The following is a 10909-nucleotide window of genomic DNA, read 5'->3' on the forward strand; positions in this document are numbered from 1 at the left end:
CTGCGCCTTGAGATCTGCTTTTGATCTGGGCAAATCGTTCGGGGAGCGCATGACATGAATGTCGATCGGGCCTGGTGGCGCGCCTGTCGAACGGGCGGATGCGTCGTGGCGATCGTCATTGCTTTTGCGGGCGCGCAGCCGGCGGTTTCGGGGGCCATGTCGGCCGGGTCCATGTCCGGTCCGGGTGGGGGCGGTATGCATTTCGGCGCGGCGGGGATGCCGTTCGATCTGGCGCGCACCCTTCATATCTTCACGCCCCTGCCGGATGGCGGCGAGCAGGACGTGGTCTCGACCGATGGCGATCCGGCCCAGATCGCCCTGATCCGCCGCCATTTATCCACCCAGGCCGCGCGGCGCGCCAAGGGGGATTACAGCGGTCCCGCCGCGATGCATGGGGAGTCCATGCCGGGTCTGAAGGCGCTGGCGGCTGGGGCGGCCCGGATGCGGATACGCTTCCAGACCCTTCCGGCAGGGGGACGCATCATCTATCAGTCGCACGACCCCTCTCTGATCGCGGCTGTTCATAGCTGGTTCCGGGCGCAGGTCCATGATCATGGCGCTGATGCGATGCTGTCGCATCAGTGAAGTGACAGCCTCACGCGCCGCGGATAGACCCGACACGGATGCATGGGATCGGAAGGGTGTCGCGACGTGTCATTTCCTCGCGGTGTGGTTGTGTCGATCGGCCGGCTCATGACGATGACGGCCGCCGGATGCGTTCCGTTCGTCTTTCCCGGCGCGGGACAGGCCGCGTCGCCGGATGGGGCGGCCGGGCCGAAGACGGTCTCCCATATCGAGGCAGCGAAATCCGTCACGTCCGTGGGCGCTCCGGAGGTGATCCGGGTCGTGGGCGCGCCTGAGCGCACCTCTTGGCTCTCGCGCATTTTCGACCATAAGAGCACGGAGTTTTTCGGCGACGCGCCCATCGCGCGGGGCGACTACATCCATCACGGTCTGGGCCGGGTGGCCGCTCCGGCGGCGCTGCCGGGCGCGCGCATGATGGCGGCGGGGCATGTGTCGCTGATGTTCATGCCGTCCTTCATGGGCATGCAGGACAACATGGTGGGGGACAGCACGGTCTCCCCGGCCACGATCGCCACGCATTATGATTCCGTCACGGGTTCGAAAGTGCGGGTCGTTCCGCATGGGATGAATGCGAGCATGTATATGTTCGGCGTGATGTATGCGGTGAACAACTGGTTGAATATCGACGTCATGTCCGGCTGGACCCGCAAATACATGGACATGACCACGTTCAGGGGCATGGTCGGCAGCAAGGTGCTGGGCATGAGCGGCGGCGCGACCAGCGGTTTCAACGATACGCAGGTCAATGCGATCGTCCGGTTCTATCAGGACAGGCACACGCATTTTCATCTCAATTTCGGCCTGAGTCTGCCGAGCGGCTCGACGACCGGCGCCATCACCATGCTCTCGCCCAAGGGCAAGGACATGACGACGCGCGCGCCCTATGGCATGCAGATCGGCACGGGGGAGGTGTTCGCCACGCCGGGTCTGACCTATCTGGGCACGACGGGCCGCTGGTCCTGGGGGGCGGCGTTTCGCTCCCGCCTTCCTTTCGCGCGCAATAGCCATGGCTATGCCTGGGGCGCCCGTTATCAGGAGAGCGTCTGGGGCGGTTATCTGCTGCCCGGCGACATGATTCTTTCCCTGCGTGTCAATTACGTGCGTCAGGATCGCATCAGCGGGAAAGACCCGTTGATCAACGGCGTCGGCGAGCCGATGAACCCGCTCTATTACGGCGGTCAGCGGCTCCAGCTTCTCGGCGGGCTCGATATCGACGGTCACAGCATCGGGCTGCCGGGCTACAGTCATTTCGCCATTGAAGGCGGAAAGCCGGTGTATCAGAATCTCTACGGGCCGCAGCTTGCGCAGGGCTGGCAGATCGCGGCGCGGATCAGTCAGCTTTTTTGAGGGGTTGGGTTCTTCTTTTTCTGAAGAAAAAGAAGCAAAAAGACTTCTGATTTTTTGGCTGCGGAGTCTCATCGGGAAACTCCGCGGCCAACGCGCAGAAGTTTTTTGGTTCTTTTTTCAAAAAAGAACCAGCAGCCTCACACGCCCTCTCGAAGTGCGGCGACAACCCATTCCGCCGCTTTGAGGCCGTCGATGGCGGCTGAGAGAATGCCGCCCGCGTAGCCTGCGCCTTCGCCGGCAGGGAAGAGGCCGCGCCAGTCCGGGCTTTGGCCGGAGGCGTCGCGGGCGATGCGGAGCGGGGAGGAGGTGCGGGTTTCGACGCCGGTCATCACCGCGTCGTCCATGGAGAAGCCGGGGAGTTTGCGCGCGAAATGCGGGAGCGCCTCGCGGATGGCGTCGATGGCGAAATCCGGCAGGCAGCGGGAGAGATCCGTAGGGGTGGTGCCGGGCCTGTAGGAGGGGATGACCGCGCCGAGGCTGGTGGAGGGGCGTCCGGCAAGGAAATCGCCGACGCGCTGGGCGGGGGCCTTGTAGTCGCCGCCGCCCGCCGTGAAGGCGGCGCGCTCCCAGCGGCGCTGGAAGGCAATTCCGGCGAGCGGGCCGTCAGGGTAGTCGCGCTCGGGCGAGACGTCGACCACGATGCCCGCATTGGCGTTGCGTTCGGCGCGGGAATACTGGCTCATGCCGTTGGTGACGACCTGATTTTCCTCAGATGTGGCGGCGACGACGGTGCCGCCGGGGCACATGCAGAAGGAATAGACGCCGCGCCCGTTGGCGGCGTGATGGACGAGCCTGTAATCCGCCGCGCCGAGCAGCTTGTGTCCGGCCTGCGGGCCGAAGCGGGCGGCGTCGATCACCGATTGCGGGTGTTCGATACGGACGCCGATGGAGAAGGGCTTGGCGGTCATCGTCACGCCGGCATCATGCAGCATGGCGAAGCTGTCGCGGGCGGAATGGCCGATGGCGAGCACGGCCTGCATGGCGGGGAGTTCCGTCCCGTCGGCGAGTTGGAGCGCCCTCAGGCGGTGTGGGGCGCCCTCGCCGATCAGGCCGGTGACGCGCGTGCCGAAGCGATATTCGCCGCCAAGGCGTTCGATTTCCGCGCGGATATGTTCGACCATGGAGACGAGGCGGAATGTGCCGATATGGGGTTTCGAGAGGGTGAGAATTTCCTCCGGCGCACCTGCCTTGACGAATTCCTCCAGCACCTTGCGGCCGAGATGGCGAGGGTCGGAAATGCCGCTGTACAGCTTGCCGTCCGAGAACGTGCCCGCGCCACCTTCGCCGAACTGGACGTTGCTTTCCGGCGTCAGGATGGATTTGCGCCAGAGGGCGAAGGTATCGACGGTGCGTTCGCGCACGATCCTGCCGCGTTCGAGGACGATCGGGCGCAGTCCGGCCTGGGCGAGGATGAGGGCGGCCATCAGCCCGCACGGCCCCGCGCCGATGACCACGGGGCGGGGGGCGCCGGACGGCGGGGCAGACGGGAGATGGTAGCGCGTGTCCGGCGTGGGCTGGACGTGGCTGTCCGTCGCGAAGCGGGCGAGGAGGGCTGTCTCGTCCGCCACCGTGCAGTCGATGCTGTAGACGAGCATGATCTGGCCGCGTTTGCGGGCGTCGTAGCCGCGCCGCGCGATGTGGAGGTCCAGAATCGCGTCCTCGGGCAGGGCGAGCCGGGCCGCGAGGGCGGGACGAAGGGCGTCCGATGCGTGGTCGAGCGGGAGCCGGAGTTCGGTGACGCGGATCATGGCGTTTGGGAAGTCATGTTCGGCGGGGTCTTGTCAAGGTCGTTTGCCGGAGTGGTCGTGCGTTTGTTTTTGCAGGGGGTTGCGGCAGGGCTCTGCCCTGCGAGCCGCCAAAGGGCGGTCGCCCTTTGGAAACCCTTTGGTCAGGGCAGGAAGACGATGGTTTTGTTGCCGTTGAGGATGGTCCGGCGTTCGATGTGGTAGCGGACGGCGCGGGCGAGGACGCGGCGTTCGATGTCGCGGCCCTTGCGGATGAGGTCGTCGGGTGTGTCGGCGTGGGAGATGCGCTCGACGTCCTGCTCGATGATCGGGCCTTCGTCGAGATCGTCGGTGACGTAATGAGCGGTGGCGCCGATCAGTTTCACGCCGTGCGCGAAGGCCTGGTGGTAGGGGCGTGCGCCCTTGAAACCGGGGAGGAAGGAATGGTGGATGTTGATGCAGCGCCCGGAGAGGGCGGCCGCCATGTTGCTTGACAGCACCTGCATGTAGCGCGCGAGGACCACGAGTTCCGCGCCGGTGGTGGCGGCGAGATCGAGGATATGGGCTTCCTGCTGGGGTTTCGTTTCCTTCGTCACCGGCAGGTGGCGGAAGGGAATGCTGCCGAAATCGATATGGGCGTAGGTTTCGGCGGGGTGGTTGGCGACGATGCCGACGGGGTCGATGGCGAGTTCGCCGATGCGCCAGCGATACAGCAGGTCCACGAGGCAGTGGTCGAATTTCGACACGAGCAGGAGGGTCCGGGGCGGACGGGAGATGTCGGTGAGGCGCCATTCCATCGCGAATGCGCGGGCGACGGGCGTGATGGCGGTCTGGAGCGAGGCGGGGGTGGCGTCGGCGGAGAGGAGGGTGAAGACGATCCGCATGAAAAAGCGTTGCGTGAGCGCGTCGTCGAACTGTTGCGCCTCGGTAATATTCCCGCCCTGGGCGAAGAGCGTCTGGCTGATCGCGGCGACGATGCCGGGGCGGTTGGGGCAGGCGAGGGTCAGGACGTAAAGCGGGACGGGGGACAAGAGGCTGGCTCCGACATGAGGGGCGGCGGTCGCTATGGGACTCTGTCCTGCACCCGCCAAAGGGCTCGCCCCTTGGAAGCCCTTGAGTTCAGATCCGCGGGGGTCGGGAGGGGGTCGATGGAGGCGTCTTTATTTGAATTCAGTCCTCGATCCACCACTTGACCGGCTCCGGCTCGCCGTTTTCCGCCGTTTCACGCGGGGCCACGGGGGAGGGTTTGCTGCGCGAGGGTCTGACTTTGGCGGCGTCGAGCGCGGCTTCGTAGCTGATCTTCTGCGCGTGGATCTGGCCGATCAGTTCCGCGATGCGGGCGTCACGCTCCCGCAATGTCTGCTGAAGCTCCTTCACGTGCAGTTCCGCATGAACGGCGCGGGTTTCCTGCGAACGGATCTGGGTCTGAAGATCGCCCAACTGGCGCTCGGCGTCCTCGCTGCGCCGCTGTTCGCGCCGTAGCGACGCCTTGAGGCGGTCGATCTCGCTCGTGTCCTGCGCAGGAGCGGGCTGACGGGAGGCGCCGCGCGAGACGGCGTGATGCTCGACGACGACTTCGCCGTCCTGGATGAAGCGGCGACGTCGATTTTCCGACCCGGCGCGGATGGGCTGCGTCACCGCGGCGACACGCTTGCGTCCGGACCCAAATCGGTTGAGCGCTTCGAGAACCGCGGTCTCATTCATTTCGACATCCGCGTGTTCTGTAGCCAAGGGCCGTCGTCCGCCATCGGACTCCATGATGGTGCTCCTGTTGAGTATGTTGTCCATGGCGGGTACGAATGAACCCGACTGCGTGCTACACAAGTGACTGACTGATTGTCAGTCTCGTCATGCTTCCGCAAGAAAGGCAGGCTTCGTTGCCTCGCTCATTAGAACAGGGCCAAATATAGCAGAGTTCGGACTCTGTCACGACAAAAAACGCGGCGGCGACATGTTTTTTGATGACGGGGCGAGGGACGGCCATTACCTCGTTTACGGATATGGTCGTGATCGCCTCAGTCACGGACGATGTGTTCAGAAATCCATGCGGGGTAAAAGACTACGCTATTGCCGCGCGATATTGGCGCTGCCGCCGGCCCGATACGCCGTCCTCTGTATCGGGTTTTTTCCTTTTCCGCGCAGGCATGCGACGTGACGGACATTCGTCCGTCATTGTGCCGTCTTTTCAATGGATCTTCATCGTTCTTTTTGAAACGAAGAAACGGGAACCGTCCTGACCCGGCTGCACGCTTCCTGTTGTTCCGAATAAAGAAAGACCCCCTTCTTTCGAGGGGGTCGAACTCTTTGCGAAAGAACGCCCCGTCCGCTGGGGACGGAGGTGACGATCAGGAAACCGGGTCGCGCCGGTCGCGCAGCTTGACGTAGGCGAGCGCGGCGTGTTCCGCGCAATAGGGTTTTCCCGGCAGCGGTTTCGCGCCGCAGAAATGGAAACCCGGCGTGCCGGGATCGCCGATCGGCCAGCAGCATGCCGCCCCGCGCCGGACGCTGCTCTCGCCGGTGATCGAACGCACCATGGGGCGCAGGCTGGCGGCGATGATCTCCGCCTCGCTGGAAGGCGGGCGGGCCGGAGCGGCGGGACGCGGCGGCGGGCGTTTCGGTTCCGTCTCGACCGGACGGGGAGGGGCGGCCTGAGGTTTCGGCGCGGTGGCCGTCACGGCGGCGGGTGGCGCGGCCTGAGTGCGCGCGACCTGGGCGGGCGCGGACGGCGCGGGGCCGGACGAGTCCGGGCGTGGTCCCTCAGGACGGGGCAATTCGGGGTGCGGCACCTCTGAGCGGGGCAATTCGGGCCGGGGCGGCTCCGGGTTCATCCGGGGCTCCTCCTGCGCGGCCTGAACGGGGGGCGGCGCGGCGGCGTCCGGCGCGGATTGCGGCTTGCGCCGTTCCTTGCGCGGCATCGCGGACCGGGGGGCCGCCATGCGCTCCTCTGCGGCGCTCCGGGTTTCGCCGGCCGCGAGTTCCTCCTCCGTCTTGCGGATGGGAGATGGCCGCGGCGGAAGGCCGAGGCGGTGGGCCTTGCCGACCACGGCGTTCTTCGTGATCGAGAGCTGGCGGCCGATCTCCGCGGTCGAAAGCCCCTGACTCCATAAGTCCTGGAGGCGGGCGATCACCTCGTCGGTCCACTCCATACCCTCGCTCTCCCTCTTCACGATTGCGTCATCAGTCTTCAATGCGTACCGGAATCTAGGCTTTCCGGCGGCTTTTCTCAATCCGGCCCGCTGCATTTTTCATGCGCCTGCCGTGTTCGTTACTGGGAACGCCGTGTCAGCCGCACCTGCTTTCCATCGACGGAGAGGGCGAGCTGTCCCGCCAGCAGGGCCAGCGCGTCCTCGCCGAACACGGCCCGCCGCCAGCCTTGCAGGACGGGGAGGTCCGTCCGGCCCAGCGCCAGATGGTCGAGATCCTCGCCCGAGGCGACCAGCTTGGGCGCGACCTGGTTCTCCTCGCATTTCGCCGCCAGAAGGACGCGCAGCAGCGCGACGAGGGCGGCGGAGGCGCGCGCGCCCTCGGGCTTGCGGGGCGCGCGGGGCAGCACGGCCTCCGGCAGGCCCGTCCCGGTGCGGACGGCCTCCAGCAGCGCGGCTCCGGCGCGGCCTTCCGCGAAGCCGCGCGTCACGCCGCGCACGCGGGCCAGGGCGTCCACGTCATCGGGCTGGACGGCGGCGATTTCCAGCAGGCTTTCGTCGCGGATCAGCCGCTGGCGGGGGATGTCGAGATTCTGCGCCTCGCCCTCGCGCCAGGCGACGATCTCGCGCAGCACGCCGAGCATGCGGCGGTTGTTGGTGCGGGGCTTGAGCCGCTCCCAGAGGCGGTAGGGGTCGGGGCGGAAGGTCTCGGGGCGGGTCAGTTCCGCCAGCTCGGCATCGGCCCAATGCTGACGGTCCTGGTCCGTCAGTTCCTTGCGCAGAGTCAGATACACGTCGCGCAGATGCGTCACGTCGGCGGCGGCGTAGGCGATCTGCGCCGGGGTCAGGGGACGGGCGGACCAGTCGCTGAAGCGGTGCGTCTTGTCGATGGCGCCGCCGGTGACGGCGCTCACCAGCGCGTCGTAGCCGATCTGGTCCCCATGGCCCGCGACCATGGCGGCGATCTGCGTGTCGAAGATGGACTGCGGCAGCCGGTCGAAGAGGTGGAGGAAGATTTCCAGATCCTGCCGCGCCGCGTGGAACACCTTGAGGCAGGCGGGCTCGTCCAGCAGGGCGGCCAGCGGGGCGAGGTCGATCCCTTCCGCCAGCGCGTCGATCACCGCCACGTCCTGCGTGCCCGCGAGCTGGACGAGGCAGAGTTCCGGCCAGTACGTCCGTTCCCGGACGAACTCCGTGTCGATGGTGACGAAGGGCTCCTGCTTGAGGCGGCCGCATAATTCGGCCAAATCAGAGGTGGAAGCAATCATTCGGGGGGCCGGGAAACCGGCGGCGGGCGCACGCATGACACCCCCATACACCAGCGGGGGCACTCATGACCACATCGCAAAACGATCTCGCTGCGCTGACGCAGCTCGGGAAGTCTTCCGCCGTCGCCGCCGATCCCTCGCAGGCGGTGCTGGAGCGGGTGCCGAGCCCGCATCCGGAGCGGCGGTATCTCGTGCGGTTCACCGCGCCGGAGTTCACGTCGCTCTGTCCGGTGACGGGGCAGCCGGATTTCGCGCATCTCGTGATCGACTACGTTCCCGATCAATGGATCGTGGAGAGCAAGTCGCTGAAGCTCTATCTCACCAGTTTTCGCAATCACGGGGCGTTTCATGAGGCGTGTTCCGTCGCCATCGCCGCGCGGCTGGTGGAGGAACTGTCGCCGGTCTGGCTGCGGATCGGGGCCTACTGGTATCCGCGCGGGGGGATTCCGATCGACGTGTTCTGGCAGACGGGTGTGCCGCCGGAGGGGGTCTGGATTCCGGCCCAGGACGTGCCGGGCTATCGCGGGCGGGGGTAGGACCGTTTTTTTCGGCGGACAGGGGCAGCGCCTTGGAGGGTGTCTATCCCAGCATCCGTCCGATGACCTGGGCGGTGTAGTCCACGACCGGGACGATGCGTCCGTAATTCAGGCGCGTCGGGCCGATGACGCCGATGGCGCCGACGATTTTCTGCGAGAGGGTGCGGGCGGGGGCGACGACCATGGAGACGCCCGCCATGCCGAACAGGCCGCTTTCCGCGCCGATATAGATCCGCACGCCTTCGGAGTCCTGCGCCAGTTGCAGGAGCTGGAGCATGGTTTCCTGCGTTTCGAGCCGCTCGAACAGCATCTGGATGGTGGTCAGGCGCTCGATCTCGGTGATATCGGTCAAAAGCTTGCCCTGGCCGCGCAGGAAGAGCGTGCCGTGGGTCTCGTCCCAGCTGGCGAGGCCGGATTCGATCACCGTGGCGGCGAGGGCGTCGAGTTCGTGGCGGTCGGCCTGCATCTCCGTCACCACGCGGGCGCGCAGGGCGGAGAGGGTGAGGTCGCCGAGCCGGGCGTTGAGGTAGTTTCCGGCCTCCACGAGGGCGGAGGGCGGCAGGCCGGGCGGGGTTTCGATGACGCGGTTCTCGACCTGTCCGTTGACCGAGACCAGGATGACCAGCACGCGGTTCGGGCCGAGGGCGACGAACTCGATATGTTTCAGCGCGGCGTCGTTCTTCGGGGCGAGCACCAGCCCGGCGGCGGCGGAGAGGCCGGAGAGCATGGACGACGCCTCGCCCAGCACGTCCTCCACCGAGCGGCCGCGCGGTTCCAGCCGGGCGGCGATGGTCTGGCGGTCTTCCGCGCCGAGGCTGCCGAATTGCAGCAGCCCGTCCACGAAGAGGCGCACGCCTTTTTCCGTGGGCAGGCGTCCGGCGGAGACATGGGGGCTGAAGAGGAGTCCGGCCTGGGTGAGGTCCGCCATCACATTACGGATCGTGGCGGGAGAGAGCATGGGGGTGAGGCGCTGCGAGAGGGTGCGGCTGCCGATGGGCGCGCCGGTCTCGACATATTCCTCCATGATTTCACGCAGGATGGCCGCCGCGCGGGGATCGAGCCCATGCGGCGGGGGGGTGGATTCGGACATCGCCGTGCCTCCTTCCGACAGGGCGGATGATAGGCGGGACGGAGCGTGTGGGCCAGCCCCTTCCGTTCGGGGCTATTGACGCCGCGATCCGGTGGAAGCACGTTACGTTGCGGCTCCGTCACGTTGAACCCGGGCATGGATGGTATTGGGTTCCGTTTCCCTTCCTCGTCAAAAAGGAGGGCATGCCGGTTTTTTATCAATCAGGGATTTGGGGAGTAAATCGTGACTAAAGATACATGGACTGGAAAAGGGGACGGTTCGTCCTGGACCGATGCGAAGAACTGGAGCGATGGCGTCCCGACGTCGACATCTGATGTCGTCATCAATGCGGACACGACGATCACTTGCCCGAACACCATAAACATCAATAGCCTTACGACGTCGGGTTCAAACATTCAATTGAATGATGTTTTCAACCTCAATGTTTCAGGGACAATTGATTTAACCGGATCATCTCCAAGCCTTACCATTCAGGCCGCGTCTTCACCGGAAACCATCAAAGTCACAGCGGGGGCGATAAATGAATCTGTCCCCAATAGCAGCCTGAGCATTTTTAATAGTGTGGCGCCACCGAAGGGTCTGGCGGCATCCGTGGTTGTTGACTATGCTTATCTTGGAAGTAACTCCACGCTTGCCATCAATAACGGGGCAAACGCGTCCCTGACGGTCAATAAAGGTTACAGCAAGAGCTACAGTCAAGGTGGATCGGCAACTTATTATCCGTCTCCAGCCGGGGCCGGTGCGGCGATCGCCTGCTTCCTTGCCGGTTCGATGATTCGCACGCCGGGCGGTGATGTCACGGTCGAGGACATCCGGATCGGCGATGAGGTCACGGCTTTCGACTGGCGCGACAACGCCGAGATCGCCCGCAAGGTCGTCTGGGTCGGAAACCGGAAGACGACGGTGCGCCCGGCTCTGCCCGATGATGAGGCGGGGTATCCTGTCCGCATTCTGAAAGATGCCATCGCCGATGGCGTGCCCTTCAAGGACATGCTCATCACCGCCGAGCATTGCCTGTTCTTCGAGAACCGGTTCGTCCCCGTCCGCATGCTCGTCAACGGGCACTCCATCTTCTACGACAAGAGCTTTTCCTCCTATGAATACTATCACATCGAGACCGATACCCACTCGGTGATATGGGCCGACGGGATGCTCACCGAGTCCTATCTCGACACGGGAAACCGTTCCTCTTTCGCCCAGCACGGCAAGCTCGCCC

At 65.4% G+C, this 10909-nt stretch carries 10 protein-coding genes and 1 pseudogene; 5 read left to right on the forward strand and 6 right to left on the reverse strand.

Features of this window, described 5'->3' with window-relative positions; translation table 11 throughout:
- The first annotated feature begins 54 nt into the window (after positions 1 to 54).
- Complete coding sequence (locus EDC31_RS06320; protein ID WP_052511655.1) at positions 55 to 585, forward strand: hypothetical protein; 531 nt, start codon at positions 55 to 57, stop codon at positions 583 to 585.
- A gap of 66 nt (positions 586 to 651) precedes the next feature.
- Entirely contained in the window at positions 652 to 1932 is a 1281-nt protein-coding gene (locus EDC31_RS06325) for a hypothetical protein (RefSeq protein ID WP_132126952.1), read from the forward strand.
- A gap of 137 nt (positions 1933 to 2069) precedes the next feature.
- Here the strand turns inward: EDC31_RS06325 and EDC31_RS06330 are convergent, their stop codons facing one another.
- The 3 genes from EDC31_RS06330 to EDC31_RS06340 all read right to left on the reverse strand — a co-directional run bounded on the left by EDC31_RS06330 (position 2070) and on the right by EDC31_RS06340 (position 5360).
- Positions 2070 to 3680, reverse strand: coding sequence for an NAD(P)/FAD-dependent oxidoreductase (locus tag EDC31_RS06330; RefSeq protein WP_042062285.1), 1611 nt, complete (start codon positions 3678 to 3680; stop codon positions 2070 to 2072).
- Between the two features lie 140 nt (positions 3681 to 3820).
- Positions 3821 to 4687: a formyltetrahydrofolate deformylase gene (gene purU, locus EDC31_RS06335; protein ID WP_042062287.1), complete on the reverse strand. Its 867-nt coding sequence runs from the start codon at positions 4685 to 4687 to the stop codon at positions 3821 to 3823.
- Positions 4688 to 4826: 139 nt separating this feature from the next.
- Positions 4827 to 5360, reverse strand: coding sequence for a hypothetical protein (locus tag EDC31_RS06340; protein ID WP_052512644.1), 534 nt, complete (start codon positions 5358 to 5360; stop codon positions 4827 to 4829).
- A gap of 302 nt (positions 5361 to 5662) precedes the next feature.
- Between EDC31_RS06340 and EDC31_RS06345 the strand changes: the two genes are divergently transcribed.
- A complete protein-coding gene (locus EDC31_RS06345) occupies positions 5663 to 5893 on the forward strand; it encodes a hypothetical protein (protein WP_132126953.1) in 231 nt (76 codons plus the stop codon).
- Positions 5894 to 6001: 108 nt separating this feature from the next.
- On the opposite strand, the gene EDC31_RS06350 is transcribed toward EDC31_RS06345, so the two are convergent.
- Positions 6002 to 6802 (reverse strand): GcrA family cell cycle regulator, encoded by an 801-nt coding sequence (locus EDC31_RS06350; protein WP_042062290.1) that lies wholly within the window; start codon positions 6800 to 6802, stop codon positions 6002 to 6004.
- A gap of 119 nt (positions 6803 to 6921) precedes the next feature.
- Positions 6922 to 8103 carry a ribonuclease D gene (gene rnd, locus EDC31_RS06355; protein WP_042062292.1) on the reverse strand — a complete coding sequence of 394 codons (1182 nt, stop codon included), beginning with the start codon at positions 8101 to 8103 and terminating at the stop codon, positions 6922 to 6924.
- 29 nt (positions 8104 to 8132) lie between these two features.
- Between rnd and queF the strand changes: the two genes are divergently transcribed.
- On the forward strand, positions 8133 to 8603 hold the full coding sequence (queF, locus tag EDC31_RS06360; RefSeq protein ID WP_042062295.1) for a preQ(1) synthase: 471 nt from the start codon (positions 8133 to 8135) through the stop codon (positions 8601 to 8603).
- Between the two features lie 43 nt (positions 8604 to 8646).
- Here queF and hrcA read toward each other — a convergent pair whose 3' ends face one another.
- On the reverse strand, positions 8647 to 9693 hold the full coding sequence (gene hrcA / locus EDC31_RS06365; protein ID WP_132126954.1) for a heat-inducible transcriptional repressor HrcA: 1047 nt from the start codon (positions 9691 to 9693) through the stop codon (positions 8647 to 8649).
- 750 nt (positions 9694 to 10443) lie between these two features.
- On the opposite strand from hrcA, the pseudogene EDC31_RS18495 reads away from it, so the two are divergent.
- Positions 10444 to 10909, forward strand: a pseudogene (locus EDC31_RS18495) (Hint domain-containing protein); the annotation flags it as partial.

Origin of the sequence: Acidomonas methanolica, assembly GCF_004346035.1 — a bacterium.
GTDB lineage: Bacteria > Pseudomonadota > Alphaproteobacteria > Acetobacterales > Acetobacteraceae > Acidomonas > Acidomonas methanolica.